The sequence below is a fragment of the Streptococcus oralis genome, assembly GCF_026782375.1.
Lineage (GTDB): Bacteria > Bacillota > Bacilli > Lactobacillales > Streptococcaceae > Streptococcus > Streptococcus oralis_CL.
In genome coordinates this window covers 756,415-782,252 of record NZ_JAKUWJ010000001.1, presented here as the reverse complement: position 1 = coordinate 782,252, position 25,838 = coordinate 756,415, and the positions used below count along the sequence as shown (strand labels likewise).

Genomic DNA, 25,838 nt, shown 5'->3' with positions numbered 1-25,838 from the left:
TGACAAAGACAATGAAAGGGGTACAATGTTCTAAAAGAAGCAAGGAGGACCTAAAGATGATTATTTCAACTACGGGGATCGAAGGAAAGAAAATCCTAGAATACAAAGGAATTGTCTTTGGCGAAGTGGTTGCTGGGGTTAATATGTTCAAAGATATGGCGGCTGGTTTCCGTAATATTTTTGGCGGTCGTGCTAGTAGTTATGAAGGCGAATTAACCCAAGCGAGAGAAGAAGCTCTAGCAGAAATGATGGCGCGTGCGAGTGAACGTGGCGCAAATGCTATCATTGGGGTTAAGATGGACTATGAAACCTTAGGTGCTGAGAATGGTATGCTGATGGTTACCTGTAGTGGAACAGCAGTGGTTCTTGAGTCCTGATTTGAAGAAAGAAAAAAGAACAGTCGAAGCTGTTCTTTTTATTCTTATTTGAGACCGTATTTTTTGTTGAAACGATCCACGCGTCCATCTGCTTGAGTGAACTTTTGACGTCCAGTGTAGAATGGGTGTGAGTCTGATGAAATTTCCACACGGATCAATGGGTAAGTTTCGCCTTCGAACTCAACAGTTTCGTTAGAGCGTTTTGTTGAACCGCTAAGGAATTTGTAACCAGTAGTTGTGTCCATGAAGACAACTGGGCGATATTCTGGATGGATATCTTTTTTCATTTTGCAATATTTCCTTTCTGCCATGATCTCTTTGCGAGCCATAGATTGTTACCTTACTAGTCTATCAGATTCTGGTAAGTTTGGCAAGTCTTTTCCCTGATTTTATTAAAAATATCGATAAAAATCGCCCCAGTTTTTACTGAGGTGATAGGGAGAAGAATTATTGGTCCGCTTGACTTGGATCTTTTTGTTCTTCTTTCTCTTCATTTTTAGATTCAGTTGATTCTTCTTCAGATGATTCTTTTACTGTTTCACTTTCTTCAACAGTCTTATTTTCAGTAGTTTCTTCTTCAGCTAGTTCAGTTTCAACTGGTTCTTCTTTAACAGGTTCTTCATTTTCAGTTTCAGCTTTGACATGAGCTGGTTCTGTAGCTTCTTCTTCTTTTTGCTCGGTTTCCTCTTTAACTGTCTCTGTTTTTGCAGCTGTAGTTTCTTCTTTTTTATGTTCTTGAGTTTCTTTTTTGATTTCCTCTACTGCAGTTTTTACGGTAGTACTTGTTACGCGTCCGACTGTTTGAGCAAAATCTTTTCCTGATTCAGCTAATTCAGCTAATGAGTCTTTTGTGATTTTACCACCTGACATTGCCAAGAGACCAGTCACTACAAGGGCAATACTAGCAAGAAGGGAAAGAATCAAACCAAAACCGATTGAAACGCCGTATCCACCAATATGAGTTACATACTTGTTTATGCTGAATAAATTAATAAGAGTGACGAGGGTAGAAATTGCACCTGCAACAATGACACCAATTGTAAAACCTTTAGGCATTGGTTTATTGACATTATTCAAGCATGTCAGAACAATAGAGACAATAGCCGCGATGATAACAAACCAGCCATCTCCGTTAAAACCGTGCACACTATAGGACCCAAAAGCACCTGCATTTAAAGTAGCCCATGGCAAGAGTGAACCTAGAATGGCTACTCCAGCAGAAATAAGAATAAACAAACGATTTTTTTCCATTATTAAGTCTCCTTTTATTCAGTTTGATTTATTATACCATAAACTGAGGTACAAAGAAACCGTATATTTTCAGGAAAAAAGAATGTGAAAAGGCTAAGAATGAATCTTAGCCTTGATTTGTTCTTGCGACTTCTTGAAGCTTCCCGTATATTTGTTCATTTTCCTCTAAGCTATAAGAATTGGCTCCACTTGCTAACGGATGGCCGCCACCGTCATGTTCCTTGGCAACCTGATTGATTGGATGGATTTTACTACGTAAACGAACACGGTAATGTCCATCAGCTTGCTCGACAAAAATCCCCCAGAGACTGATACTGTCAATTCTTCCTGGTGCACCGACAATAGCTGCTGTTTCCGCATCAGTAACGTCGTATTTCTTCAAGATTTCTTGGGTGAGAAGAACGCGAGCAGCTCCGTTTTCATCAACTTCTAGATGGTCGTAGATGTAGCCTTGAAGTTTTGCAATCTTAAAGCTCATGGTATCCATTTGACGAGACAATCCAGCAAAGTCAAAATCAATTTCTCGGAGCTGGCTAGCTATTCTAAAGGTACGGGCACTAGTTGAAGGGTAGAGAAAACGCCCAGTGTCCCCGACAATTCCTGCATAGAGAAGTCGTGCCGCTTCACTAGACAAAGCTAGCTGATTTTCTTGAGCAAATAATGCAATCATCTCACTGGCGCTGCTTGAACTTGTATCCACCCAAGATAGGTCACCATAGATATCATCGTTTGGATGGTGATCAATTTTGATGGTGAAATCAGCTTGTTCATAGCGTTTATCATCGATACGAGCAGTATTGGCTGTATCGCAGACAATGACAAGAGCTCCTTGGTAGTCACTATCTTGAACAGTATCCATTTCTGCCATCCAAGTCAAAGTCGGTTCATTATAGCCGATAGCTTTGATGGTCTTTTCTGGAAAATGGTGTGTGAGAAGAGCTTTCAAGCCCACTTGACTCCCTAAGGCATCAGGATCTGGTTTCATATGACGATGAATGATAATGGTATCGTATTCTTTGATTTTCTCTAAAATTTGCTGGCAAATTTCCATAAATAACCTCAATTCTTTCTCATTTCATTGTAGCACAAGAATTTTTATTTTTAAAATGAAAAAGATATGATATAATGGAGAAAGATAAATTGAGGAGGACGATATGGCATTAGCAAAAATTGTATTTGCCAGTATGACCGGTAATACCGAAGAGATTGCAGATATTGTAGCAGATAAATTGCGTGATTTGGGCTTGGATGTCGATGTTGATGAATGTACGACTGTTGACGCTTCAGACTTCTTGGAAGCGGATATCGCAATTGTTGCGACTTACACTTACGGAGATGGAGAATTGCCGGATGAGATGATGGACTTCTACGAAGACCTAGCTGATCTCAACTTGAATGGCAAAATCTACGGAGTGGTCGGTTCAGGAGATACCTTCTACGACGAATTCTGTAAGGCTGTTGATGACTTTGATCGTGTATTTGTCGCGACAGGAGCAGAAAAAGGTTCAGAGTGCGTTAAAGTAGACCTTTCTGCCGAAGAAGAAGATATTGAACGCTTGGAACAATTCGCAGAAGAATTGGCTGCAAAAGTAGGATAAGAATCAAACTGCGCTGACTGGAAGAAGTCAGTGCGTTTTTTTATTAGTTTTTTTGGGATTTTACTAGCCTATTTAGAGGCTTTTTGATACAATAATTCAAATAAAGGAGGAGACTGTATGAGCTTAGATATTATTCGCCAAGAAATTGATCAAATCGATGACCAAATCGTTAAACTTTTGGAAGAACGAATGCATTTGGTTGAGGGTGTAGTTTCCTATAAGAAAGCCTCAGGAAAACCTATTTTAGATAGTAAGAGAGAAGAAGTCATTTTTGAAAAGGTAAGGAGTCGTGTAATCAATAAGAGCTACCAAGAAACCATTGTTGCGACTTTTTCAGATATTCTCAAACGTTCGCGTGATTATCAGGATCAAAACATCAAATGAAAAAAGAACAATTTTATCCGCTAGGGATTTTTCTAGCTGCAATGGTGGGCGGCCTTGTCCGCTATCTAGTTTCCACTTGGTTACCAGCTAGTCCAGAATTTCCTTGGGGCACCCTCCTTGTTAACTATCTGGGCATTATCTGCCTGGTCTATCTGGTAAAAGGCTATCTGGTCTATAAGGGAAGCAGTAAAGGTTTAGTTTTGGCTCTGGGTACAGGCTTTTGTGGTGGGCTAACAACCTTTTCTAGCCTGCTCTTGGATGCTGTGAAATTGCTGGATACTGGGCGTTATCTTAGTTTGATCATGTACTTGCTTTTGAGTATTGGTGGAGGCCTGCTCTTGGCTTATGTTCTAGGGAGGAAGAAATGGTAATCGTCTATCTTGCAATCGCCTGTGGCTTCGGAGCCCTAGTGCGGTATTTCTTTTCCCGCTATAATCAATCCTCGAAATTGCCCCTAGGAACTCTCATAGCCAATCTTCTCGGTTGTTTTTTGATTGGCTTGCTTTACAACCATGTGGAGTCCAAGGAAGTTTATACTATCCTAGCGACAGGTTTCTGTGGTGGGTTGACGACCTTTTCAACTCTGAATGACGAGTTGCAAAAACTGTTAAGTGACAAGAAGGTATTTTATAGCTATTTTCTCTTAACTTACCTAGGCGGTTTTCTAGCGATTTTTTTAGGAATTCTACTATAAATTTCTTTACTTTTAGGTGGAAATTTGGTAAACTGTATCTTGTGTGTAATGGACGCACAAAAATACAGTTTATCCGCTGAGGAAGGTTCCTCAAGATTGACAAAGATAGGAGAATAAAATGAATCCATTAATCCAAAGTTTGACTGAAGGTCAACTTCGTACAGATATCCCATCATTCCGTCCTGGTGACACTGTTCGTGTACACGCGAAAGTTGTCGAAGGTAACCGTGAACGTGTTCAGATTTTTGAAGGTGTTGTTATCGCACGTAAAGGTGCTGGCATCTCAGAAAACTACACAGTTCGTAAAATCTCTAACGGTGTAGGTGTTGAGCGTATCTTCCCAATCCACACTCCACGTGTTGAAAAGATCGAAGTTGTTCGTTACGGTAAAGTACGTCGTGCGAAATTGTACTACTTGCGTGCACTTCAAGGTAAGGCAGCTCGTATCAAAGAAATCCGTCGTTAATTCGACTAAAAAACTCTGCTTACCCAGCAGGGTTTTTCTCTAGCTCCCTTAGTTCAATGGATATAACAACTCCCTCCTAAGGAGTAGTTGCAGGTTCGATTCCTGCAGGGGGCATATAAAGAAGCGTAAAGAAAAAAAGAATATTTAAAGTGTTAGTTTAAAGGCAATCATCACAAGTTAGCTTTTTTAAATAGGTTAGTATTTTTGGAATTTTTGACCAAATTGTGACCAAAATTTGACCAAATATTTGTTTTGATTTTGATGATTATGAAGTTAAGTAGATCATAGGAGTAAGGCTTTATAGGTATAAGTTATTTATGTTCGCTATGTTAGTTAAATAATTAATTTTTGACTTGTTTATCTCTGTTTAATGTAAATTAGTTGTGAGAAACACCCACATTTTATATACAAATATGTAAAATGTGGGTGTTTCGTCCTTTCGCCTTAGTAGATAAGAAAAGGGAACTGACGGCTGTGGTACAGTCAATGATACTTCTTAGAAGGTAGCTAGAGTGAGATAGTGAGGTCTATGTGTTGTATGGTCGTGTGTGAGAGTAAAATCTTGCTAATGCCTTTGGGTAAGAAAGAGGGGATATTGAGTTATCTTTAAATTTGTGACCTTGGCGAAGGTAGTGGGCTGAGAGGCTGAAAGTATGCGAAGATAAGAGCATATATTTTATATTGCTATATTCTATTGAAAAAAAAACGTAAAAAGGCTTTGAAATAAGCCTTTTTATTTTGCGAAAAATTAACAATAACTAGTTTTTTATAAAACAGGTTTTGTCCTGATAAGAATTGAAAGTATTGTTAGTTTTCACAAGGAAATCTATTGAGTTCCTTTATGTAAATTAACAATATGAGTAGAGGTGTAGATAAAAGAAAAGAGGAATCAAAATGATTAACGTATCAAAATCATTGATTTTGTATAGAGAAAGAAACAATAAGTCAGAAGATGATCTAGCAAACTTTCTAGGTATTCAAAAGAAAGCATATAAACGCTATGAAAGTGGTGATCGTGAGCCTAGCATTGATAAACTTTACAAGCTAGCAAAATATTATAATTGTATGATAGATGATTTTATCAATGTAGATGAAAAATTCACTGTGAAACGTGAAGAAGTTTTATCAACGAAGGATTTAGATAGTCTAGGTTGTCACTATCAATTTTCTCATGGACTGGTAACAATGTTGACTAAAGGAAAAAGTTACGAAGAAACTATTCGATTTGCTGCTGATGATAAGACTAAGTATGTTCATAAGAGTGAAGTGAAACGATTCTTACTTGACCTAGCAGAGAAGATTTAGTATTAGAAAAGAGGTGTGTTAAAATCGAAGAGTATGGTTATAAGGAGGGGTTGAGGACTTATTCCGAAGAATGGATCATAAAAGAGTATAACCGAATCTATAGTCGATTCTGCTGGAATTTGAAAATCTATGCTCATGTAAAAAATGGTGCTGATGTTTATGTGTCTTCAAAAAAATGTTGTGATGATTTGTATTATCAGTTGTATGCTGTAGGTCAACTTACACGGAGTTATTACAGTAAAATTATGTCTAAGATTGAAAGAACCTATAATCGTTTTAGAGAAGATGGAGTGATTATTGAATTTTAAAATAATAAAATTTATTTTTAAAGAGATATGATATAATGTATATAACATTAAAAAAAAAAGGGGATATTTGAATGAAATATAAAAAGTCAATAGCTTTTTTATCAACTGCTATATTGTTGGCATTTAGTAGTGTTGTTCATGCTGATTCTGCAAGACAATCTAAGATTAAAGAATTAGATAATCAAAGAAGTGAACTTGCTAAGAAGAATGGTGTTACTGGCTATCTAGGTGATGGTCGTTGGTATTCACTTGTTGAGTCTGAGAATAAGGTTGATACCTTGAAGAAACAAGTTGAAGCCTTGAAAGTGCCATATAGTGAAAAGAATACTATTAAGGTAAGTCCTGCTTATGTTAAAGCATTAAAGGATCATTTTGATTTTAGTAAGAGTGAACAAGAACGAGATCAGGCAGAAGAAATTTTGAAAAGCGAAAGTGCGAAGTTAGCTTTACAGAAAAATGACTTTGTAACTGTTGGTTCTGATGAAGCTGAGGTTTATGATCTAGATAATCTTCCTAAAGAAGTATTGATTGAATTGAACTATTTTGCCTTTGATATGATAAATCAAGTAAGAAGGCAAATGGGAACTAAGGAACTAGTTCTTGCTGAATCGTCTATTGATTTTGCTAGTAAACTGTCTGTTAAAATGCAAAAAGCAGATAGAAGTGTAGAGTATTGGCACTATGTAAAAGGAATCAATGAGGTAGCTAGAGAGTATGGGTTGCCTACTTCTACTAAGGAAGATGAAGAAAAAAAATATGGTGCTCAATATTATGAAAATGGCGCAGGTACGACTCAGGGTTTATATGATGTTACAAAAGCACAATTAAAACGTACTATTTATAATGCCATTTTAGATTTTATGTATAATGGTTATGAATACCTTCATGCTCAATCTATTGCTGGAGTGAATTGGGGGAAGCCGAATAATGTAGATTATTTTGGTCTTTCAATTTTCTTGTTGAAAGATGGAACTCAAATGAGTTTTATTACTGTTTCGGACAAGCAAATTTCAAAATCAACTAAGAATAATTTTAGTACAAAAACTCCTGTGAATACTACAGAAAGTAACAGAAAATCAACTCTTGGCAAGAAAGAGAAAGAGTTGGAAGTAGAAAAAGGGAAGTTGGAAAAACTAAATATTTCTTATAAAGAATATGAAAAAATCTCTAAAGAAATTGATAAGTTAAACGAAGAAGAAGAAAAAGAAAAGGAGAAAGAGCGTAAAGCAAAAGAAGCCCTAAAAGAGAAAAAAGGCTGGATAAGAGAAGGAAACGATTGGTATTTCTATAAGAATAATCAACCTTTAAAAAACACATGGGAAAGTGATTATTGGTTCGGTTCTGACGGAAAAATGGCTACCGATTCATGGGTAGACAATGGTCGCTATTACGTTGACAAGTCAGGAAAATATGTTCAAAATAAAAATCAAAAGTATGGTTGGGTTCAAGAAGGAACAGTATGGTATTTCTATAAGAATAATAGGCCTATAAAAAACACATGGGAAGGTGATTATTGGTTCGGTTCTGATGGAAAAATGGTTACCAATTCATGGGTAGACAATGGTCGATACTATGTTGATGGAACTGGACGATATGTTCAGAATAAGAAACCTGCTCAGACAAAACCAACTCCATCAAAGGAGAAAAAGGTAGAAAAAAATCCAACTAAGCCTGATCCTGCTCCTTCATTTAAGAAGAATGGCTGGATTCAAGAAGGTAAGACGTGGTATTTCTATAAGAATAATCAACCATTGAAAAATACTTGGCAAGGTTCATATTATTTGAAATCAGATGGGAAGATGGCTGTGAGTGAATGGGTCTATGACTCATATTACAAGTCATGGTACTATCTAAAGTCGAATGGAGTTTATGCGAATAGTGCATGGCAGGGTTCATATTATCTGAAATCTAATGGAAAGATGGCAGAAAGTGAATGGATTTATGATAGTTCTTATCAAGCGTGGTATTATCTAAAATCGAATGGAGTTTATGCGAATAGTGCATGGCAAGGCTCATATTATCTGAAATCTAATGGTAAGATGGCAAAAAGTGAATGGATTTACGATAATTATTATAAAGCATGGTTTTATTTGAAGTCTAATGGTATCTATGCTCGTTCTGAGAGGGTACAAGGCTATTGGGTTGATGATTTAGGTAGATGGAAATAGATTAAGAGTCAGTTTTACTGGCTCTTTTTTTGTAGAAAAGGAGAAAATATGATTGTAGTTGTTTAGAAACTCTCTCGTTCACCATCAAGTGATTGAGAGTTTTAATTTGTTATAAATGTTTTTAGAAAAGGAGATAAATAATTAAATGTAAAAAGGACAAGAATATAAGGCTTATGGTTCAATCCGTAAAATGAAAGTTGGTGGTGCTTGTGGAGTTATCCTTGCATTTGAAATGTTGGGTATGGTAGTTTCTACAGGTTCGGTTTCTGCAGAAACTAAGGCAAACTTATTTATCTTTTGAAATTATTGCTAATTCTAAAATGAAATAGACAAAAACCGCTCAGCAGAGCGGTTTTCGTCTATTCTTGCCTTTTTACAATACCCAGGTACGGATAGCATGGGCTACACCAGATTCATCATTTGTTTTGGTGATGTATTTGGCGATTTTTTTGAGTTCTGGATTTCCATTTTCCATAACAACAGGGTTACCAACAACTTCCAGCATGGCACGGTCATTTTCTTCGTCCCCGATCGCCATGGTTTCATCTTTGGTCAATCCGAGTTTTTCAGCTAAGTGAGTGATGGCTGAACCCTTGTCTACATTCTTTTTAAGGAGTTCAAGGTAGAAAGGAGCAGATTTGTTGATAGAGTAGCGTTCGTAAAATTCTGCTGGTATCTTTTCAATCGCAGCATCGAGAATTTCTGGTTCATCGATAAACATACACTTAACGATTTCTTTGTCAGCCATTTCTTCAGGAGTACGGTAGAAAATAGGCATGCTGACGAGGGTTGATTCGTGCACCGTGTATTTTCCGATATTGCGATTGGCAGTGTAGATACCGTCCTTAGTAATAGCGTGCATGTGAACACCGAGTTTGCGACTGAGGAATTCCATATCCAGATAATCCTCATAGGTCAAGGATTCACTGATAATCTCGTGGCCAGTAGCAGTCTCTTGGACAAGGGCACCGTTGAAGGTTACAACATAGTCACCCTCGTCTCTCAACTGCAAGTCGTCCAGAAGTTTGGCAACGCCAGCGATAGGACGACCTGTTGCAATGACGACTTTGACACCAGTTTGTTTGGCGTCTTGAATGGTAGAAAAGACTTCAGGAGTGATTTCCTTTTTACTGTTAACCAGGGTACCATCGATATCGACGGCGATTAGTTTAATACTCATATATTTCCTCTATTCGTTCTTATTTGGGGTAAAATGATCGTTCTCAATCAAGTGTAAAAATTGCTGGGTAATGCTTGCGAAGATGCTGTTTTGGTCCAACATTTCTTTTGGGAAATAGAAACGATTATCTCCGTGGCGACTGCCAGCAAGGGATTGGACGATAGGAGACAGGCTAGAGAGTTCCGCCAGTTCACCATTTTTTTGTAAAATTTCAATCTGAGTCCGTGGATTTTCAGATTCGGGACGATAGATATCATAAGGGAGGTCAAAGTTCTTATGAATAGCAGTGTAGTAGTCTGGATCAAAACCGATTTCTTCAACCAGTTGTCTCATGGTTGCGAGTTGGTCTTGGTCTTCTTGTGAAAAGGTGATGGATTTAAAGACCTTGCGGTTGACAAAACGTTGCGACAAGTCAGCGAGAATCTTGTCAGGACTGGTCATCCAGAGCTGGAAGTAGGTATTCATCACACCATCATCCAGAGCCAGATAGTCAGATAGACTAACTTTCTTTTCAAAAAAAGGTAGCAAATGAGGAGAAGTTCGTGAAAAGAAGTCCTTGTCCTCAGGATAGAGTTCTTTGGCGCGTTTGAGGAGATTCTGTAGGAGAACTTCCATGGCGCGTGTTGCTGGGTGGAAATAAACTTGCATATACATCTGGTAGCGACTGAGAACATAGTCTTCGATGGCATGCATGCCATTGCGCTGAAAGGCGATCCCATTTTCGATAGGACGAATCACTCGGAGGATTCGAGTCAGGTCAAATTCCCCATAAGATGCTCCTGTAAAATAGGAGTCGCGCAAGAGATAGTCCATACGGTCCGCATCAATCTGACTAGAAATGAGCTGCACGACCTGCTTGTTAGGATAGGTATGGTCGATGACACTGGCTACCTTTTCTGGGAAATCTGGCGCCACTTGTAGCAGGACTTGGTGAATCTCTGTTTCAGGACTTTGGATGATTTCCTGGGTAATGGCCTCATGATCTGTATCAAAGAGATTTTCAAAAGTATGCGAGTAGGCACCATGCCCAAGGTCGTGTAGGAGAGCAGCGGTCATGGTCAAGAGAGATTCAGCAGGATCCCATTCTTCAGGGTATTTTTCTTCAAAAATCTCCGTGATACGTCGTGCAATCTCATAGACTCCAAGACAATGGGAAAAGCGGCTGTGCTCCCCACCGTGGAAGGTATAACTGGAAGTTCCTAGTTGCTTAATACGGCGCAGACGTTGAAATTCTTTTGTATTGATCAAGTCATAGATGACCTGATTATTGACATGGATATAGTTGTGAACTGGGTCACGGAATACTTTTTCGTTCATATGACCATTATAGCAAAATCCTGCTCTTTTTGGTAAAATAGTAGGACAAGAGACAGAAAGAGGATTTGATGTGAAGATTCGGATGCGAAATACGATTCAGTTTGATGAACAGTTGGAAGTTATCGACCAACTCTATGACGTGGAAGTGCGTGAAAAGGGAGATTATATCTATCTGCTTTTTTACAATGAGGAAAAGGAAAAAGTGGTGCTCAAGTTTCATCAAGAAGAACTGGTGATGAGCCGTTTTTCCAATCCGAAGACCATCATGCGTTTTCTAAAGGATAGTGATAGTCTGGCCTATATTCCTACTCCTATAGGGATGCAGGAGTTCATCATTCAAACGAGTCACTACAAATTAGATGGGCAAAAGATTGAGCTTGCCTATCAACTGCAAAATCAAGAGGGACACCCCTTTGCCAGCTATCAATTAGAAATTACATGGGGATAAGAAAAAGGTTGGCGAGAGCCAACCTTATTTGATATAGAGTTCTTGGTTTTTTAGGACAATTTCTCGAACTGTAGCAAACTTCTTGAGTTTTTTAAGTTCTTCAGGATGGGTTACGAGAGTGATCACATAGCCCTCTTTGCCCATGCGACCTGTACGCCCCGCACGGTGAGTGTAGGTTTCCATGTCTCTAGGAACATCAAAGTTTACGACACATTCTAGGCTATCAATATCAATCCCACGTGCCAGAAGGTCAGTTGCAAGGAGCAGGGTTAGTTGCTTGTCTTTAAACTTTTCCAAGATAACTTTTCTAAACTTGACATTGACATCACTAGCAAGAGAAACAGCCAAGATATCCCGATACTGTAGCTTTTCTTCTGCACTTCCAAGGTCTGATAGGCTGTTAAAGAAGACCAGACCACGGAAATCCTCAACATGAACCAGCTTTCGTAGCATATCCACACGATGGCGTTGGTCCACCTGCATGTAGAAATGTTGGATGTTGTCCAACTTTTGGTCAGAAAGATCAATGGTGCGCGTGTTGGTAGCAATCTTTTCTTGGTCAAACTTGGTCGTCGCACTCATATAGATGAGTTGATGGTCACGAGGTGCGTAGTGAGTGATTTTTTCGACAAAGTGAATCTGAGAATCATCGAGCAATTGGTCAAATTCATCCAGAATGATGGTTTCTACATTCATCATCTTGATCTTTTTCAATTTAATCAACTCAAAGATACGGCCAGGGGTTCCAATCAGAATTTCTGGTCCTTTTTTGAGGCGTTCAATCTGGCGTTTCTGACTGGAACCTGATAAGAAGAGCTGAGCAGTCAAGCCGATAGCTTCCGCCCATGTTTTACATACGTCAAAAATCTGTCCAGCTAGCTCTGTATTTGGTGCTAGAATCAAGAGTTGCTGGGCTTTTTTCATTTGTAGTCTGAGAAGACTTGGTAAGAGGTAAGCTAGGGTCTTACCAGTTCCTGTTGGGCTCACTCCCAAGAGGTTTTCTCCAGCAAGTATAGGCTCAAATAGTTGAGTTTGAATGGGGGTAAATTCTTGGAAACCGAGTTGGTCGCTCAATTTCTGCCATTCAGTGGGTAGTTTGGTTTTCATTTTTCTGCCTCAAATCTAATGCCAGCAGTCTGGCGCATAGTATATAGTAGCTCATGAACAGAGCCTGCATCATCCAGCCAGTTCTGGTAACGTGTCTTGTCTGGTTGCTGGATCATGTGTGCAAATGTTGCGACTTCCTCAGTCATCGTATGAGGAGCCTGTTGGATAGGGAGCTGGACTCGATTTCCTTTGTGGTCAGTAAAAATAGCTGAGTGGACATGCTCAATCGTGTTGAGGGTCAAGGTTCCATCTGCTGTGTAGATCTCGCAAGGAAGATTGGAAGTGATGTTTTTTCCAGCCTTGATATGAACTTGAAAGTCAGGGTAGAAGAGCATACCGTCTCCATTTAGGTCAATGCTATTGTCGAGCTGTTGAGCCTGATAGGTCGCGTCTTGAGCTTTTCCAAAGAGGCGAACGGTAGCGTAGAGAGGATAAATCCCCAAATCCATAAGAGCTCCGCCAGCAAAACGGTCTGAAAAGACATTTGGCGTCTGCCCAGCCAACAAGTCCGGCATCTTGGAAGAATACTTGGCATAGTTGAAATCTGCTCCCAGCACTTGTTTGTATGCTAAAAAGTTTTTGATAGTAGTAAAAGCTTCCTCGTGGTAGTTTCGTGCCGCTTCAAAGATAAAACAGTGATTTTTCTCAGCTGTCTGTCTCAAATCCATCCATTCATGTGGCTGAGTGACAGCTGGCTTTTCAAGAATGACGTGCTTACCAGCAGACAAGGCAGCCTTGGCTTGAAAAAAATGCAAGGAGTTTGGACTAGCGATATAAATCACATCAAAGGAAGACTTAAAGAAATCTTCTAATTGATCAAAGAGTTGGATATCTTGATAACGAGAAGCAAAGGTTGCGGCAGTTTCTAGTTTTCTAGAGTAGACAGCAACCAGCTGGTATTGGCCACTGGTATGGGCTGCTTCTGTGAAATGATGGCTGATAGCGCCTGTTCCGATAACACCTAATTTCAGCATAGATACTCCTTTTCCGACTTTAAATCCTTCCTTCATTATAACACAGAAAAGAAGGACTATCCAACAGATGGTAAAAATTTTCAAATGGACTACGCTTTTCTCAAAGAAAGTGGTACAATATTGAAATGAGTAAATGAAACTGAAATGGGAGAGATAATGAGATTATTACCAATAAGAAAAATATCTCGTCAGTCTAAAAGACTAGCGCTTTTTTTGACCTTTTGTGCAGGATATGTCGATGCCTATACCTTTATCGTTCGAGGGAATACACTTGTAGCAGGTCAAACTGGGAATGTGGTTTTTCTTTCTGTAGGACTCATTCAACAGAATGTCTCAGATGCCAGTGCTAAAGTAATGACCTTACTTTCCTTTATGATGGGGGTCTTTTTACTGACATTGTATAAAGAAAAACTCCGAATAGTAAAAAAGCCGATTTTGTCCTTGATTCCACTCGCGGTCTTATCCATAATCATTGGCTTTGTTCCCTTGTCAGTTGACAATATCTACCTAGTCCCACCTTTAGCTTTTTGTATGGGCTTGGTGACAACAGCCTTTGGAGAAGTGTCGGGTATCGCCTATAATAATGCCTTTATGACTGGGAATATTAAACGAACCATGTTGGCTTTTGGAGATTATTTCCGGACTAAGCATACGCCTTTTCTACGAGAGGGCTTGATTTTTGTTAGCTTACTTAGCAGTTTTGTCTTCGGAGTTGTTTTTTCAGCTTATTTGACGATTTACTATCAAGAGAAAACAATTCTAGGTGTTCCAGTGATGATGAGCATCTTTTACCTCAGTATGCTTTTTGCTTCTTGGAGAAAAAAAGGGAAAGAAAAAGCTTAATTTTGATTGATTTCACTTGTAAGAAAAAAGAAGATATGCTATACTTGAAGAGTTGACTATGCACAGTCCTGTGCAACCGCACGAACATCGTTGCTCGTCGTATACAAAATTTAAACTTTGTTATACTTAGAGCTTATATACTAAGTGGTTCGTCCCACGATGCTAGGCGAGTCTTCACAAAATACGGGGAAACCCTAAAAATCATAGGAGGTGCATAATGAGCACATACGCAATTATCAAAACTGGCGGAAAACAAGTTAAAGTTGAAGTTGGTCAAGCAGTTTACGTTGAAAAATTGAACGTTGAAGCTGGTCAAGAAGTTACTTTTAACGAAGTTGTTCTTGTTGGTGGTGAAAACACTGTTGTCGGAACTCCACTTGTTGCTGGAGCTACTGTAGTTGGAACTGTTGAAAAACAAGGAAAACAAAAGAAAGTTGTTACTTACAAGTACAAACCTAAAAAAGGTAGCCACCGTAAACAAGGTCACCGTCAACCATATACAAAAGTTGTCATCAACGCAATCAACGCTTAATTTTAAGGAGAACACATGATACAGGCAGTCTTTGAGAGAGCCGAAGATGGCGAGCTGAGGAGTGCGGAAATTACTGGACACGCCGAGAGTGGCGAATACGGCTTAGATGTCGTGTGTGCATCGGTTTCTACGCTTGCCATTAACTTTATCAATTCTATTGAGAAATTTGCAGGCTATGAACCAATCCTAGAATTAAACGAAGATGAAGGTGGCTATCTGATGGTGGAAATACCAAAAGATCTTCCTTCACACCAGAGAGAAATGACGCAGTTATTCTTCGAATCATTTTTCTTGGGTATGGCAAACTTATCGGAGGACTCATCTGAGTTCGTCCAAACCAGAGTTATCACAGAAAACTAACACGGAGGAAAACATTATGTTAAAAATGACTCTTAACAACTTGCAACTTTTCGCCCACAAAAAGGGTGGAGGTTCTACATCAAACGGACGTGATTCACAAGCGAAACGTCTTGGAGCTAAAGCAGCTGACGGACAAACTGTAACAGGTGGATCAATCCTTTACCGTCAACGTGGTACACACATCTATCCAGGTGTAAACGTTGGACGTGGTGGAGACGATACTTTGTTCGCTAAAGTTGAAGGCGTAGTACGCTTTGAACGTAAAGGTCGCGATAAAAAACAAGTTTCTGTTTACCCAATCGCAAAATAAAAAGGTCCAGTGAACCTTTTTATCCCGAGCCTTGAAATGAAAAGGCGAGGAAGCTAGAAGTAGCATTAAATAAGGCTTTCCGAGTTTTCGGAAAGCCTATTTTTTTATTTTGGTACCCACGCTGATACCCATCTTTTTTTAAGTCTTGTATAGTTGGATTTTATGATGGATATTCTTTTCCCTTTGTGGAAAACTTCTGATTTATGGTATAATAAACAGATAGAGAAGTTGGGGGTAGAAGATGAATATTCAACAATTACGCTATGTTGTGGCTATTGCCAACAGTGGTACTTTCCGTGAAGCTGCTGAAAAGATGTATGTCAGTCAGCCCAGTCTGTCTATTTCTGTGCGCGATTTGGAAAAAGAGCTGGGCTTTAAGATTTTCCGTCGGACGAGTTCGGGAACTTTCTTGACCCGTCGTGGCATGGAATTTTACGAGAAAGCGCAGGAATTGGTCAAAGGATTTGATGTTTTTCAAAATCAGTATGCCAATTCTGAGGAAGAAAAAGATGAATTCTCCATTGCTAGCCAGCACTATGATTTCTTGCCACCAACTATTACGGCTTTTTCAGAGCGCTATCCTGACTACAAGAACTTCCGTATTTTTGAGTCTACTACAGTTCAAATCCTTGATGAAGTAGCTCAGGGGCACAGTGAGATTGGGATTATCTACCTCAACAATCAAAATCAAAAGGGCATCATGCAACGGGTTGAAAAGCTTGGTTTAGAAGTTATTGAACTAATTCCTTTCCAGACTCACATTTATCTCCGTGAAGGGCATCCTTTAGCACAGAAAGAGGAATTGGTCATGGAGGATTTAGCGGATCTGCCAACGGTTCGTTTTACTCAGGAAAAGGATGAGTACCTTTACTATTCAGAGAACTTTGTCGACACCAGTGCTAGCTCCCAAATGTTCAATGTGACGGACCGTGCTACTTTGAATGGTATTTTAGAGCGTACGGACGCCTATGCGACAGGTTCTGGATTTTTGGATAGTGACAGTGTCAATGGCATCACAGTCATTCGTCTCAAGGATAATCTAGATAATCGCATGGTCTATGTCAAACGGGAAGAAGTGGAGCTTAGTCAAGCTGGGACTCTTTTCGTTGAGGTTATGCAAGAATATTTTGATCAGAAGAGGAAATCATGAAAAAAAGAGGAATAGTGGCAGTGATTGTACTGCTCTTAATTGCACTGGATCAGTGGGTTAAAGCCTATGTCGTCCAACAGATACCTTTGGGAGAGGTTCGGTCTTGGATACCCAATCTCGTTAGCTTGACCTACCTGCAGAATAGAGGAGCAGCCTTCTCTATGTTACAAGATCAGCAGTGGTTATTTGCTGTCATTACACTGGTCGTCATGGCAGGTGCCATTTGGTATCTACATAAACACATGGAGGATTCTCTCTGGATGGTTTTTGGACTGACTCTAATTATCGCGGGAGGTCTGGGCAACTTTATCGACAGAATGAGTCAAGGTTTTGTGGTGGATATGTTTCACCTAGACTTTATCAACTTTGCGATTTTCAATGTGGCTGACAGCTATTTGACAGTTGGTGTCATTGTTTTATTGATTGCAATGCTTAAAGAGGAAGTAAATGGAAATAAAAATTGAAACTGGTGGGCAACGTTTAGACAAGGCCCTGTCGGACCTGACAGAATTGTCACGCAGTCTCGCTAATGAACAAATCAAGGCTGGACAAGTTTTGGTTAATGGTCAAGTCAAGAAAGCAAAATACACTGTCCAAGAGGGGGATATCGTCACCTACCATGTGCCAGAACCAGAGGTTTTAGTGTATGTGGCTGAGGATATTCCGCTAGACATCATCTACCAAGATGAGGATGTGGCTGTCGTTAACAAGCCTCAAGGGATGGTGGTTCATCCGAGTGCCGGTCATACTAGTGGAACCTTGGTCAATGCCCTCATGTACCATATCAAGGACCTGTCAGGTATCAATGGCGTTCTTCGCCCAGGCATCGTTCACCGCATTGACAAGGACACGTCTGGTCTGCTCATGATTGCTAAAAATGATGAGGCCCACTTAGCACTTGCCCAAGAGCTAAAAGATAAGAAGTCTCTACGCAAATACTGGGCGATTGTTCACGGCAATCTGCCAAATGATCGTGGTGTGATTGAAGCACCGATTGGTCGGAGCGAAAAAGACCGTAAGAAACAGGCGGTGACTGCTAAAGGTAAGCCAGCTGTGACGCGTTTTCAAGTTTTGGAACGCTTTGGCGATTATACTTTAGTGGAGTTGCAACTGGAAACAGGGCGTACCCACCAAATTCGTGTCCATATGGCTTATATCGATCATCCAGTCGCTGGTGATGAGGTCTATGGTCCTCGTAAGACACTTAAGGGACATGGGCAATTTCTCCACGCTAAAACTCTAGGATTTACCCATCCGAGAACAGGTGAAACCTTGGAATTCACAGCAGATATTCCAGAGATTTTTAAAGAAACGCTGGAAAGGTTGCGTCAAACTGAGAATAGATAAAAGAGTTGAGATGCCTTGTCTCAACCTTTTTCATTTCAAGTCTTTTCTATTTTAAAGTATTCATGTTATAATGGATAAATATGAAGAATCGGAGTGAGAATATGAAGTACAAACGAATCGTCTTTAAGGTAGGGACATCTTCCTTGACAAATGAAGACGGGAGTTTATCAAGAAGTAAAGTAAAGGGAATTACCCAACAATTAGCTATGTTGCATGAAGCTGGACATGAGTTAATTTTGGTGTCATCTGGGGCAGTAGCGGCAGGGTTTGGAGCTTTGGGCTTTAAAAAACGTCCGACCAAGATTGCAGATAAGCAGGCTTCAGCTGCAGTAGGACAAGGTTTGCTCCTAGAAGAATACACAACCAACCTCCTCATGCGCCAAATCGTTTCCGCACAAATCTTGCTGACACAGGATGATTTTGTAGATAAACGTCGTTATAAGAATGCCCATCAGGCCTTGTCTGTATTGCTTCATCGTGATGCCATTCCTATCATCAACGAGAATGACAGTGTCGTTATTGATGAGCTCAAGGTTGGGGACAATGATACCTTGAGTGCTCAGGTAGCGGCTATGGTGCAAGCAGACCTTTTGGTTCTCTTGACGGATGTAGACGGTCTCTATACTGGAAATCCCAACTCAGATCCAAGAGCTAAACGTCTTGAGAAAATCGAAACCATCAATCGTGAGATTATTGATATGGCTGGTGGAGCGGGTTCGTCTAATGGTACAGGTGGGATGTTGACTAAGATCAAGGCGGCTACGATCGCAACGGAGTCGGGTGTGCCAGTCTATATCTGCTCGTCCCTGAAATCAGATGCCCTGATTGAGGCGGCGGACGAGACCAAGGATGGTTCCTTCTTTGTTGCGCAAGAGAAAGGCCTTCGTACCCAGAAACAATGGTTGGCTTTTTATGCTCAAAGTCAAGGAACGATTTGGGTAGATGGTGGAGCTGCAGAAGCACTTTCAAAAAACGGAAAAAGTCTCCTTTTATCAGGTGTGGTAGAAGTGGAAGGGAATTTCTCTTACCATGATATTGTCACAGTAGCAGATAAAGAAACAGGTCAATCTCTTGGAAAGGGACGTGTTCAATTTGGTGTCTCAGCCCTAGAAGATATGCTCCGTTCTCAAAAAGCTAAGGGAGTCTTGATTCACCGTGATGACTGGATTTCCATCACTCCTGAAATCCAGCTGCTCTTTACAGAATTTTAGAGGTGAAAAATGGTAAGGACACAAGAACAATTTGAACAAGTACAGGCTGTTAAAAAGTCAATCAACACTGCTAGTGAAACAGTGAAAAACCAGGCTTTGCTAGCTATGGCTGATCACTTATTGGCAGCTACTGAGGAGATTCTAGCGGCCAATGCCCTTGATATGGCAGCAGCCAAGGGGAAAATTTCAGATGTCATGCTGGATCGTCTTTATTTGGATGCGGGACGTATAGAAGCGATGGCAGCTGGTATTCGTGAAGTGGTTACATTACCAGATCCCATTGGTGAAGTCCTAGAGACAAGTCATCTTGATAATGGCTTGCTTATTACCAAGAAACGTGTGGCTATGGGGGTTATCGGTATTATCTATGAAAGCCGTCCAAATGTGACGTCTGATGCGGCTGCCTTGGCTCTCAAGAGTGGCAATGCGGTTGTTCTTCGTAGTGGCAAGGACGCCTACCAAACAGCCCATGCTATTGTCACAGCCTTGAAGAAGGGCTTGGAGACGACTACTATTCACCCAGATGTGATTCAACTAGTAGAAGATACCAGTCGAGAAAGTAGCTATGCTATGATGAAGGCCAAGGGCTATCTAGACCTTCTCATTCCTCGAGGAGGAGCTGGTTTGATCAATGCCGTGGTTGAAAATGCTATCGTACCTGTTATCGAGACAGGAACTGGTATTGTCCATGTTTATGTGGACAAGGATGCCGATGAAGACAAGGCTCTAGCCATCATCAATAATGCTAAAACCAGTCGTCCTTCTGTCTGCAATGCTATGGAGGTTTTGCTGGTTCATGAAGACAGGGCAGCGGATTTCTTTCCTCGCTTGGAGAAAGTGCTGGTTACAAGTCGGAAAGAAGCTGGACTGGAACCGATTCAATTCCGCTTGGATAGCAAAGCAAGTCACTTTCTTTCAGGTCGATCAGCTGAGGCCCAAGACTTTGACACCGAGTTTTTAGATTATATCCTAGCGGTTAAGGTTGTGAGCAGTTTAGAAGAAGCGGTTGCGCATATTGAAGCCCACAGTACCCATCATTCGGATGCTATTGTGACGGAAAATGCTGAAGCTGCAGCTTACTTTACAGATCAAGTAGACTCAGCAGCGGTTTATGTCAATGCTTCAACACGTTTCACTGATGGAGGCCAGTTTGGTCTTGGATGTGAGATGGGGATTTCAACCCAGAAACTGCATGCGCGTGGTCCAATGGGCTTGAAGGAATTGACCAGCTACAAGTATGTGGTTACTGGTGATGGACAGATAAGGGAGTAAGAGATGAAAATTGGATTTATCGGTTTGGGAAATATGGGTTCTAGCTTGGCGAAAGCTGTCTTGCAGGCCAAAACGGGTGCTCAGATTCTCCTTGCCAATCGCAGTCAAGCAAAAGTAGATGCTTTCATTGCCGACTTTGGTGGTCAGGCTTCCAGCAATGAAGAAATTTTTGCAGAAGCAGATGTGATTTTTCTAGGAGTTAAGCCTGCTCAGTTTTCTGAACTGCTTGCTCAATACCAGTCTATCCTTGAAAAGAGAGAGAGTCTTCTTTTGATTTCCATGGCGGCTGGATTGACCTTGGAAAAACTAGCGAGTCTTCTGCCAAGTCACCACCGAATCATTCGCATCATGCCCAATACTCCAGTGGCTATCGGCCAAGGAGTGATTAGTTACGCCCTGTCAGCAAACTGTCGTGCTGAGGACAGGGAACTCTTTTGTCAGCTTTTATCCAATGCGGGTCTATTAGTTGAGCTTGGGGATGGCTTAATTGACGCAGCAACAGGTCTTGCAGGTTGTGGACCAGCTTTTGTCTACCTCTTTATCGAGGCTTTGGCAGATGCGGGTGTTCAATCAGGATTGCCACGAGAAATGGCCTTGAAAATGGCAGCCCAAACAGTAGTTGGCGCTGGACAAATGGTTCTTGAAAGCCAGCAACATCCTGGAGTTTTGAAAGACCAAGTTTGCAGCCCAGGAGGTTCGACTATCGCGGGTGTAGCAAGTCTGGAAGAACATGCCTTTAGAGGTACAGTCATGGACGCAGTTCATCAAGCTTATAAACGAACACAAGAACTAGGTAATTAAGAGGTTGGATAACTCCCAACCTCTTTTATGGTCGATTGAATAGAGAAGAAACAAAAAGATTGTCACAAAAACCTATTTTTTTGATAGAATAGAAGGTAGAAAAAAAGAAATGAGTTAGACATGTCAAAAGGATTTTTAGTCTCTCTTGAGGGACCAGAGGGAGCAGGGAAGACTAGCGTTTTAGAGGCTCTACTTCCCATTTTAGAGGAAAAAGGAGTAGAGGTACTGACGACCCGTGAGCCAGGTGGAGTCTTGATTGGGGAGAAGATTCGTCAAGTGATTCTGGACCCAAGTCATACTCAGATGGATCCTAAAACAGAGCTCCTTCTCTATATCGCAAGTCGCAGACAGCACTTGGTGGAAAAAGTTCTCCCTGCTCTTGAAGCTGGTAAGTTGGTCATTATGGATCGCTTCATCGATAGTTCCGTTGCTTATCAGGGATTTGGTCGTGGCTTGGATATTGATGCCATTGATTGGCTCAATCACTTTGCGACAGATGGCCTCAAACCTGATTTGACCCTCTATTTTGACATCGATGTGGAAGAAGGACTGGCTCGCATTGCTGCCAATAGTGATCGCGAGGTCAATCGTTTGGACTTGGAAGGTTTGGACTTGCACAAAAAAGTTCGTCAAGGTTACCTTTCTCTTCTGGACAAAGAAGGAAATCGCATGGTCAAGATTGATGCCAGTCTTCCTTTGGAGCAAGTTGTGGAAACAACCAAGGCTGTCTTATTTGACAGAATGGGCTTGGCTAAATGAAACAAGATCAACTAAAGGCTTGGCAACCAGACCAGTTTGACCGTTTTGTCCGTATCCTAGAACAAGACCAGCTCAATCACGCCTATCTCTTTTCAGGTTTCTTTGGAAGCTTGGAAATGGCGCAGTTTTTGGCTAAGAGCCTCTTTTGTACGAATAAAGTAGGCGTTTTACCATGTGAGAAATGCCGAAACTGCAAGCTGATTGAACAGGAAGAATTTCCCGATGTTACCTTGATTAAGCCAGTCAATCAGGTCATCAAGACAGAACGGATTCGGGAATTGGTTGGCCAGTTTTCTCAAGCAGGGATTGAAAGTCAGCAACAGGTTTTTATTATCGAACATGCGGAGAAAATGCACCCCAACGCAGCCAATTCTCTGCTCAAGGTCATCGAAGAACCCCAGAGTGAAGTTTACATATTCTTCTTGACCAGCGATGAGGAAAAAATCTTGCCAACTATCCGGAGTCGGACCCAGATTTTCCACTTTAAAAAGCAAGAAGAGAAGCTCATCTTGCTCCTAGAACAAATGGGGCTTGTCAAGAAAAAAGCGACTCTTTTAGCCCAGTTTTGTCAATCGCGTGCTGAAGCTGAAAAACTGGCAAACCAGGCAAGTTTTTGGACCTTGGTGGATGAGAGCGAACACCTGCTGACTTGGTTATTAGCTAAGAAAAAAGAAAGTTATCTCCAAGTTGCGAAATTAGCCAGCTTGGCAGATGACAAGGAAAAACAAGATCAGGTCTTGCGAATCCTCGAAGTTCTCTGTGGGCAGGATCTCTTGCAAGCAAGGATTCGACAGATTCTACAAGATTTGCTAGAAGCTAGAAAAATGTGGCAAGCCAATGTCAGCTTTCAAAATGCCATGGAATATCTGGTCTTGAAAGAAATAAAAACTCAAAATGAAGGATAAAGAAAGGAAAGGGCTGGTTTATGGACAAAAAAGAATTATTTGACGCGCTAGACGATTTTTCTCAACAGTTATTGGTGACCTTGGCCGATGTAGAAGCCATCAAGAAAAATCTCAAGAGCCTGGTAGAGGAAAATACAGCTCTTCGCTTGGAAAATAGTAAGTTGCGCGAACGCTTGGGCGAGGTGGAAGCAGATACCCCCGTCAAGGCTAAGCATGTTCGTGAAAGTGTCCGCCGAATCTATAAAGACGGTTTTCACGTATGTAATGATTTTTATGGACAACGTCGCGAGCAGGACGAGGAATGTATGTTCTGTGATGAGTTGTTATATAGGGAGTAAGCATGCAGATTCAAAAAAGTTTTAAGGGACAATCTCCCTATGGCAAACTTTACCTAGTAGCAACGCCGATTGGCAATCTAGACGATATGACCTTTCGTGCCATCCAAACTCTGAAAGAAGTGGATTGGATTGCGGCTGAGGACACGCGCAATACAGGTCTTTTGCTCAAGCATTTTGACATTCAGACAAAGCAGATCAGTTTTCACGAGCACAATGCCAAGGAAAAGATTCCTGATTTGATTGGTTTTCTGAAGGCGGGGCAAAGTATTGCTCAGGTTTCTGATGCGGGTCTGCCTAGTATCTCAGATCCTGGGCATGATTTGGTCAAGGAAGCTATTGAGGAAGAAATCGCAGTTGTTACAGTTCCGGGTGCCTCTGCTGGAATTTCTGCCTTGATTGCCAGTGGCCTAGCACCACAACCACATATCTTTTACGGTTTCTTACCGAGAAAATCAGGCCAGCAAAAGCAATTTTTCGACTTAAAAAAAGATTACCCAGAAACTCAGATTTTCTATGAATCGCCTCATCGTGTGGCAGATACATTGGAAAATATGCTAGAAGTCTACGGTGACCGCTCGGTAGTCTTGGTCAGAGAATTGACCAAAATCTATGAAGAATACCAACGAGGTACCATTTCTGAGTTATTAGAAAGTATAGCTGAAACGCCACTCAAGGGCGAATGCCTTCTCATCGTTGATGGTGCTAGTCAGGATGTGGAGGAAAAGGACGAGGAGGACTTGTTTTCAGAAATCCAATCTCGTATCCAGCAAGGCATGAAGAAAAATCAAGCCATTAAGGAAGTTGCAAAGATATATCAGTGGAATAAAAGCCAGCTCTATGCTGCCTACCACGAATGGGAAGAAAATCAAGAAAGTGATTAAACAGGGAAGTTTGCCTTCTTCCCTTTTTTTGTTATACTAGTAAAAGAAAAATTAGAAAGATTTGTGGGAGTGAAAAAGTCCGGGGGACTTTTTCAGCCTGAGCCTAGAAACTCGTAATCTCGTAAGTTTAGTTGGCTTTTTCAATGTGAATCTTGTCTTCACACTCCCAAAGAGGTATTAGTGTCGTGTCTCAATCTTATATCAATGTTATCGGAGCAGGTTTAGCGGGGTCTGAAGCTGCCTACCAAATCGCAGAACGTGGTATTCCAGTTAAACTCTATGAAATGCGTGGTGTCAAGTCAACACCTCAGCACAAAACAGACAATTTTGCGGAGTTAGTTTGTTCCAATTCTCTTCGTGGCGATGCTCTGACAAATGCAGTGGGTCTCCTCAAGGAAGAAATGCGCCGCTTGGGTTCTGTTATCTTGGAATCAGCAGAAGCTACACGTGTTCCTGCAGGAGGTGCCCTTGCGGTGGACCGCGATGGTTTCTCTCAAATGGTGACCGAAAAAGTAGCCAATCATCCCTTGATTGAAGTGGTTCGTGATGAAATCACAGAATTGCCGACCGATGTTATTACGGTTGTTGCTACTGGTCCTTTGACCAGCGACGCCCTAGCTGAAAAGATTCATTCCCTTAATGACGGTGATGGATTCTATTTCTATGATGCGGCGGCGCCGATTATCGACGTTAACACCATCGATATGAGCAAGGTCTATCTCAAGTCTCGTTATGACAAGGGAGAAGCAGCCTACCTCAACGCTCCAATGACCAAACAAGAGTTTATGGATTTCCATGAAGCCTTGGTCAATGCGGAAGAAGCACCGCTCAATTCGTTTGAAAAAGAAAAGTACTTTGAAGGTTGTATGCCTATCGAAGTCATGGCTAAGCGTGGCATTAAAACCATGCTTTATGGTCCTATGAAACCAGTTGGTCTGGAGTACCCAGACGACTATACGGGGCCTCGTGATGGCGAATTCAAAACCCCTTATGCAGTTGTCCAGCTTCGTCAGGATAATGCGGCTGGTAGCCTCTACAATATCGTCGGTTTCCAGACCCACCTCAAATGGGGAGAACAAAAGCGTGTCTTCCAAATGATTCCAGGTCTTGAAAATGCGGAGTTTGTTCGCTATGGGGTCATGCACCGCAATTCTTACATGGATTCGCCAAATCTTCTTGAGCAGACCTATCGTTCTAAGAAACAGCCCAACCTCTTCTTTGCTGGTCAAATGACGGGAGTGGAAGGCTATGTTGAGTCAGCAGCTTCAGGCTTGGTTGCAGGTATTAACGCAGCTCGTCTCTTTAAGGGTGAAAGTGAAGCTATCTTCCCAGAGACCACAGCGATTGGAAGTCTGGCTCATTACATCACTCACGCTGATAGCAAACATTTCCAACCCATGAATGTTAATTTTGGGATTATCAAGGAATTGGAAGGTGAGCGTATCCGTGATAAGAAGGCTCGTTATGAAAAAATTGCAGAGCTTGCTCTTACCGACTTAGAGGAATTTTTAACGGTCTAATTTTTTTGAAAGAATTGCCCATGATACTATAA

Annotated in this window: 31 protein-coding genes, 1 tRNA gene and 1 other annotated feature; of the genes, 25 read left to right on the top strand and 7 right to left on the bottom strand. The window is 41.1% G+C overall.

The window, feature by feature from the left end:
* Nucleotides 1-56 precede the first annotated feature (56 nt).
* Nucleotides 57-377 carry a heavy metal-binding domain-containing protein gene (locus MK409_RS03920; RefSeq protein WP_268705404.1) on the top strand — a complete coding sequence of 107 codons (321 nt, stop codon included), beginning with the start codon at nt 57-59 and terminating at the stop codon, nt 375-377.
* 44 nt (nt 378-421) lie between these two features.
* Here the strand turns inward: MK409_RS03920 and MK409_RS03915 are convergent, their stop codons facing one another.
* The 3 genes from MK409_RS03915 to MK409_RS03905 all read right to left on the bottom strand — a co-directional run bounded on the left by MK409_RS03915 (nt 422) and on the right by MK409_RS03905 (nt 2,679).
* Nucleotides 422-664 (bottom strand): type B 50S ribosomal protein L31, encoded by a 243-nt coding sequence (locus MK409_RS03915; RefSeq protein ID WP_000710762.1) that lies wholly within the window; start codon nt 662-664, stop codon nt 422-424.
* Nucleotides 665-824: 160 nt separating this feature from the next.
* A complete protein-coding gene (locus MK409_RS03910) occupies nt 825-1,628 on the bottom strand; it encodes a lantibiotic ABC transporter permease (protein WP_268705402.1) in 804 nt (267 codons plus the stop codon).
* Between the two features lie 106 nt (nt 1,629-1,734).
* Nucleotides 1,735-2,679: a DHH family phosphoesterase gene (locus MK409_RS03905; RefSeq protein WP_268705401.1), complete on the bottom strand. Its 945-nt coding sequence runs from the start codon at nt 2,677-2,679 to the stop codon at nt 1,735-1,737.
* 103 nt (nt 2,680-2,782) lie between these two features.
* Here MK409_RS03905 and MK409_RS03900 point away from each other — a divergent pair, with 103 nt between their 5' ends.
* The 8 genes from MK409_RS03900 to MK409_RS03865 all read left to right on the top strand — a co-directional run bounded on the left by MK409_RS03900 (nt 2,783) and on the right by MK409_RS03865 (nt 8,551).
* On the top strand, nt 2,783-3,226 hold the full coding sequence (locus MK409_RS03900; RefSeq protein ID WP_001162125.1) for a flavodoxin: 444 nt from the start codon (nt 2,783-2,785) through the stop codon (nt 3,224-3,226).
* 117 nt (nt 3,227-3,343) lie between these two features.
* A complete protein-coding gene (locus tag MK409_RS03895; RefSeq protein WP_268705400.1) occupies nt 3,344-3,610 on the top strand; it encodes a chorismate mutase in 267 nt (88 codons plus the stop codon).
* On the top strand, nt 3,607-3,981 hold the full coding sequence (gene crcB, locus MK409_RS03890) for a fluoride efflux transporter CrcB (protein WP_268705399.1): 375 nt from the start codon (nt 3,607-3,609) through the stop codon (nt 3,979-3,981). The genes MK409_RS03895 and crcB (MK409_RS03890) overlap by 4 nt, the downstream gene beginning before the upstream one ends.
* Nucleotides 3,975-4,304, top strand: coding sequence for a fluoride efflux transporter CrcB (crcB, locus tag MK409_RS03885; RefSeq protein ID WP_000237404.1), 330 nt, complete (start codon nt 3,975-3,977; stop codon nt 4,302-4,304). Before crcB (MK409_RS03890) ends, crcB (MK409_RS03885) begins: the two co-directional genes overlap by 7 nt.
* A gap of 118 nt (nt 4,305-4,422) precedes the next feature.
* A complete protein-coding gene (rplS, locus tag MK409_RS03880) occupies nt 4,423-4,770 on the top strand; it encodes a 50S ribosomal protein L19 (protein WP_001068670.1) in 348 nt (115 codons plus the stop codon).
* Nucleotides 4,771-4,812: 42 nt separating this feature from the next.
* Nucleotides 4,813-4,884, top strand: a tRNA-Arg gene (locus MK409_RS03875).
* A 780-nt stretch (nt 4,885-5,664) separates the two neighbouring features.
* On the top strand, nt 5,665-6,075 hold the full coding sequence (locus tag MK409_RS03870) for a helix-turn-helix transcriptional regulator (protein WP_268705398.1): 411 nt from the start codon (nt 5,665-5,667) through the stop codon (nt 6,073-6,075).
* 379 nt (nt 6,076-6,454) lie between these two features.
* Nucleotides 6,455-8,551, top strand: a complete 2,097-nt coding sequence (locus tag MK409_RS03865; protein ID WP_268705397.1) for an SEC10/PgrA surface exclusion domain-containing protein — start codon at nt 6,455-6,457, stop codon at nt 8,549-8,551.
* 373 nt (nt 8,552-8,924) lie between these two features.
* Here the strand turns inward: MK409_RS03865 and yidA are convergent, their stop codons facing one another.
* The gene (gene yidA / locus MK409_RS03860; protein WP_268705396.1) at nt 8,925-9,731 is read right to left on the bottom strand and encodes a sugar-phosphatase; all 807 of its coding nucleotides are present in this window, start codon (nt 9,729-9,731) and stop codon (nt 8,925-8,927) included.
* A 9-nt stretch (nt 9,732-9,740) separates the two neighbouring features.
* Nucleotides 9,741-11,048: an HD domain-containing protein gene (locus tag MK409_RS03855; protein WP_268705395.1), complete on the bottom strand. Its 1,308-nt coding sequence runs from the start codon at nt 11,046-11,048 to the stop codon at nt 9,741-9,743.
* Between the two features lie 70 nt (nt 11,049-11,118).
* Between MK409_RS03855 and MK409_RS03850 the strand changes: the two genes are divergently transcribed.
* Nucleotides 11,119-11,496 carry a DUF1934 domain-containing protein gene (locus tag MK409_RS03850; protein ID WP_268705394.1) on the top strand — a complete coding sequence of 126 codons (378 nt, stop codon included), beginning with the start codon at nt 11,119-11,121 and terminating at the stop codon, nt 11,494-11,496.
* A gap of 24 nt (nt 11,497-11,520) precedes the next feature.
* On the opposite strand, the gene MK409_RS03845 is transcribed toward MK409_RS03850, so the two are convergent.
* Entirely contained in the window at nt 11,521-12,603 is a 1,083-nt protein-coding gene (locus tag MK409_RS03845; protein ID WP_268705393.1) for a DEAD/DEAH box helicase, read from the bottom strand.
* Nucleotides 12,600-13,577 carry a Gfo/Idh/MocA family protein gene (locus MK409_RS03840; protein WP_268705392.1) on the bottom strand — a complete coding sequence of 326 codons (978 nt, stop codon included), beginning with the start codon at nt 13,575-13,577 and terminating at the stop codon, nt 12,600-12,602. The genes MK409_RS03845 and MK409_RS03840 overlap by 4 nt, the downstream gene beginning before the upstream one ends.
* 156 nt (nt 13,578-13,733) lie before the next feature.
* On the opposite strand from MK409_RS03840, the gene MK409_RS03835 reads away from it, so the two are divergent.
* From MK409_RS03835 to trmFO, 15 genes are all read left to right on the top strand, one after another.
* Complete coding sequence (locus MK409_RS03835; RefSeq protein WP_268705391.1) at nt 13,734-14,420, top strand: YoaK family protein; 687 nt, start codon at nt 13,734-13,736, stop codon at nt 14,418-14,420.
* Nucleotides 14,421-14,484: 64 nt separating this feature from the next.
* Nucleotides 14,485-14,604 (top strand) — a sequence feature (ribosomal protein L21 leader region).
* 33 nt (nt 14,605-14,637) lie between these two features.
* Nucleotides 14,638-14,952, top strand: a complete 315-nt coding sequence (gene rplU / locus MK409_RS03830; RefSeq protein ID WP_000109141.1) for a 50S ribosomal protein L21 — start codon at nt 14,638-14,640, stop codon at nt 14,950-14,952.
* A gap of 15 nt (nt 14,953-14,967) precedes the next feature.
* On the top strand, nt 14,968-15,312 hold the full coding sequence (locus tag MK409_RS03825; protein WP_000613698.1) for a ribosomal-processing cysteine protease Prp: 345 nt from the start codon (nt 14,968-14,970) through the stop codon (nt 15,310-15,312).
* Between the two features lie 16 nt (nt 15,313-15,328).
* Nucleotides 15,329-15,622 carry a 50S ribosomal protein L27 gene (gene rpmA, locus MK409_RS03820; RefSeq protein WP_000916509.1) on the top strand — a complete coding sequence of 98 codons (294 nt, stop codon included), beginning with the start codon at nt 15,329-15,331 and terminating at the stop codon, nt 15,620-15,622.
* 241 nt (nt 15,623-15,863) lie between these two features.
* The gene (locus MK409_RS03815; RefSeq protein WP_268705390.1) at nt 15,864-16,772 is read left to right on the top strand and encodes a LysR family transcriptional regulator; all 909 of its coding nucleotides are present in this window, start codon (nt 15,864-15,866) and stop codon (nt 16,770-16,772) included.
* Entirely contained in the window at nt 16,769-17,236 is a 468-nt protein-coding gene (gene lspA, locus MK409_RS03810) for a signal peptidase II (protein WP_268705389.1), read from the top strand. Before MK409_RS03815 ends, lspA begins: the two co-directional genes overlap by 4 nt.
* Nucleotides 17,220-18,119 (top strand): RluA family pseudouridine synthase, encoded by a 900-nt coding sequence (locus MK409_RS03805; RefSeq protein WP_268705388.1) that lies wholly within the window; start codon nt 17,220-17,222, stop codon nt 18,117-18,119. Before lspA ends, MK409_RS03805 begins: the two co-directional genes overlap by 17 nt.
* A gap of 101 nt (nt 18,120-18,220) precedes the next feature.
* Complete coding sequence (gene proB, locus MK409_RS03800) at nt 18,221-19,330, top strand: glutamate 5-kinase (RefSeq protein ID WP_268705387.1); 1,110 nt, start codon at nt 18,221-18,223, stop codon at nt 19,328-19,330.
* A 9-nt stretch (nt 19,331-19,339) separates the two neighbouring features.
* On the top strand, nt 19,340-20,602 hold the full coding sequence (locus MK409_RS03795; protein ID WP_268705386.1) for a glutamate-5-semialdehyde dehydrogenase: 1,263 nt from the start codon (nt 19,340-19,342) through the stop codon (nt 20,600-20,602).
* A 3-nt stretch (nt 20,603-20,605) separates the two neighbouring features.
* Nucleotides 20,606-21,403, top strand: a complete 798-nt coding sequence (gene proC, locus MK409_RS03790) for a pyrroline-5-carboxylate reductase (protein WP_247924083.1) — start codon at nt 20,606-20,608, stop codon at nt 21,401-21,403.
* Nucleotides 21,404-21,523: 120 nt separating this feature from the next.
* Complete coding sequence (gene tmk / locus MK409_RS03785; protein WP_268705385.1) at nt 21,524-22,162, top strand: dTMP kinase; 639 nt, start codon at nt 21,524-21,526, stop codon at nt 22,160-22,162.
* On the top strand, nt 22,159-23,067 hold the full coding sequence (locus tag MK409_RS03780) for a DNA polymerase III subunit delta' (protein ID WP_268705384.1): 909 nt from the start codon (nt 22,159-22,161) through the stop codon (nt 23,065-23,067). The genes tmk and MK409_RS03780 overlap by 4 nt, the downstream gene beginning before the upstream one ends.
* A gap of 20 nt (nt 23,068-23,087) precedes the next feature.
* On the top strand, nt 23,088-23,405 hold the full coding sequence (yabA, locus tag MK409_RS03775; RefSeq protein WP_000358229.1) for a DNA replication initiation control protein YabA: 318 nt from the start codon (nt 23,088-23,090) through the stop codon (nt 23,403-23,405).
* 2 nt (nt 23,406-23,407) lie between these two features.
* A complete protein-coding gene (rsmI, locus tag MK409_RS03770; protein WP_268705383.1) occupies nt 23,408-24,286 on the top strand; it encodes a 16S rRNA (cytidine(1402)-2'-O)-methyltransferase in 879 nt (292 codons plus the stop codon).
* Nucleotides 24,287-24,471: 185 nt separating this feature from the next.
* Entirely contained in the window at nt 24,472-25,806 is a 1,335-nt protein-coding gene (gene trmFO, locus MK409_RS03765; RefSeq protein ID WP_268705382.1) for a methylenetetrahydrofolate--tRNA-(uracil(54)-C(5))-methyltransferase (FADH(2)-oxidizing) TrmFO, read from the top strand.
* The last annotated feature ends 32 nt before the right edge of the window (nt 25,807-25,838 follow it).

Bases quoted from the DNA above. Each gene is read 5' to 3' on its own strand.
- MK409_RS03920 (WP_268705404.1), top strand. From the start codon at position 57: ATGATTATTTCAACTACGGGGATCGAAGGAAAGAAAATCCTAGAATAC.
- MK409_RS03915 (WP_000710762.1), bottom strand. From the start codon at position 664: ATGAAAAAAGATATCCATCCAGAATATCGCCCAGTTGTCTTCATGGAC.
- MK409_RS03910 (WP_268705402.1), bottom strand. From the start codon at position 1,628: ATGGAAAAAAATCGTTTGTTTATTCTTATTTCTGCTGGAGTAGCCATT.
- MK409_RS03905 (WP_268705401.1), bottom strand. From the start codon at position 2,679: ATGGAAATTTGCCAGCAAATTTTAGAGAAAATCAAAGAATACGATACC.
- MK409_RS03900 (WP_001162125.1), top strand. From the start codon at position 2,783: ATGGCATTAGCAAAAATTGTATTTGCCAGTATGACCGGTAATACCGAA.
- MK409_RS03895 (WP_268705400.1), top strand. From the start codon at position 3,344: ATGAGCTTAGATATTATTCGCCAAGAAATTGATCAAATCGATGACCAA.
- crcB (WP_268705399.1), top strand. From the start codon at position 3,607: ATGAAAAAAGAACAATTTTATCCGCTAGGGATTTTTCTAGCTGCAATG.
- crcB (WP_000237404.1), top strand. From the start codon at position 3,975: ATGGTAATCGTCTATCTTGCAATCGCCTGTGGCTTCGGAGCCCTAGTG.
- rplS (WP_001068670.1), top strand. From the start codon at position 4,423: ATGAATCCATTAATCCAAAGTTTGACTGAAGGTCAACTTCGTACAGAT.
- MK409_RS03870 (WP_268705398.1), top strand. From the start codon at position 5,665: ATGATTAACGTATCAAAATCATTGATTTTGTATAGAGAAAGAAACAAT.
- MK409_RS03865 (WP_268705397.1), top strand. From the start codon at position 6,455: ATGAAATATAAAAAGTCAATAGCTTTTTTATCAACTGCTATATTGTTG.
- yidA (WP_268705396.1), bottom strand. From the start codon at position 9,731: ATGAGTATTAAACTAATCGCCGTCGATATCGATGGTACCCTGGTTAAC.
- MK409_RS03855 (WP_268705395.1), bottom strand. From the start codon at position 11,048: ATGAACGAAAAAGTATTCCGTGACCCAGTTCACAACTATATCCATGTC.
- MK409_RS03845 (WP_268705393.1), bottom strand. From the start codon at position 12,603: ATGAAAACCAAACTACCCACTGAATGGCAGAAATTGAGCGACCAACTC.
- MK409_RS03840 (WP_268705392.1), bottom strand. From the start codon at position 13,577: ATGCTGAAATTAGGTGTTATCGGAACAGGCGCTATCAGCCATCATTTC.
- MK409_RS03835 (WP_268705391.1), top strand. From the start codon at position 13,734: ATGAGATTATTACCAATAAGAAAAATATCTCGTCAGTCTAAAAGACTA.
- rplU (WP_000109141.1), top strand. From the start codon at position 14,638: ATGAGCACATACGCAATTATCAAAACTGGCGGAAAACAAGTTAAAGTT.
- MK409_RS03825 (WP_000613698.1), top strand. From the start codon at position 14,968: ATGATACAGGCAGTCTTTGAGAGAGCCGAAGATGGCGAGCTGAGGAGT.
- rpmA (WP_000916509.1), top strand. From the start codon at position 15,329: ATGTTAAAAATGACTCTTAACAACTTGCAACTTTTCGCCCACAAAAAG.
- MK409_RS03815 (WP_268705390.1), top strand. From the start codon at position 15,864: ATGAATATTCAACAATTACGCTATGTTGTGGCTATTGCCAACAGTGGT.
- lspA (WP_268705389.1), top strand. From the start codon at position 16,769: ATGAAAAAAAGAGGAATAGTGGCAGTGATTGTACTGCTCTTAATTGCA.
- MK409_RS03805 (WP_268705388.1), top strand. From the start codon at position 17,220: ATGGAAATAAAAATTGAAACTGGTGGGCAACGTTTAGACAAGGCCCTG.
- proB (WP_268705387.1), top strand. From the start codon at position 18,221: ATGAAGTACAAACGAATCGTCTTTAAGGTAGGGACATCTTCCTTGACA.
- MK409_RS03795 (WP_268705386.1), top strand. From the start codon at position 19,340: ATGGTAAGGACACAAGAACAATTTGAACAAGTACAGGCTGTTAAAAAG.
- proC (WP_247924083.1), top strand. From the start codon at position 20,606: ATGAAAATTGGATTTATCGGTTTGGGAAATATGGGTTCTAGCTTGGCG.
- tmk (WP_268705385.1), top strand. From the start codon at position 21,524: ATGTCAAAAGGATTTTTAGTCTCTCTTGAGGGACCAGAGGGAGCAGGG.
- MK409_RS03780 (WP_268705384.1), top strand. From the start codon at position 22,159: ATGAAACAAGATCAACTAAAGGCTTGGCAACCAGACCAGTTTGACCGT.
- yabA (WP_000358229.1), top strand. From the start codon at position 23,088: ATGGACAAAAAAGAATTATTTGACGCGCTAGACGATTTTTCTCAACAG.
- rsmI (WP_268705383.1), top strand. From the start codon at position 23,408: ATGCAGATTCAAAAAAGTTTTAAGGGACAATCTCCCTATGGCAAACTT.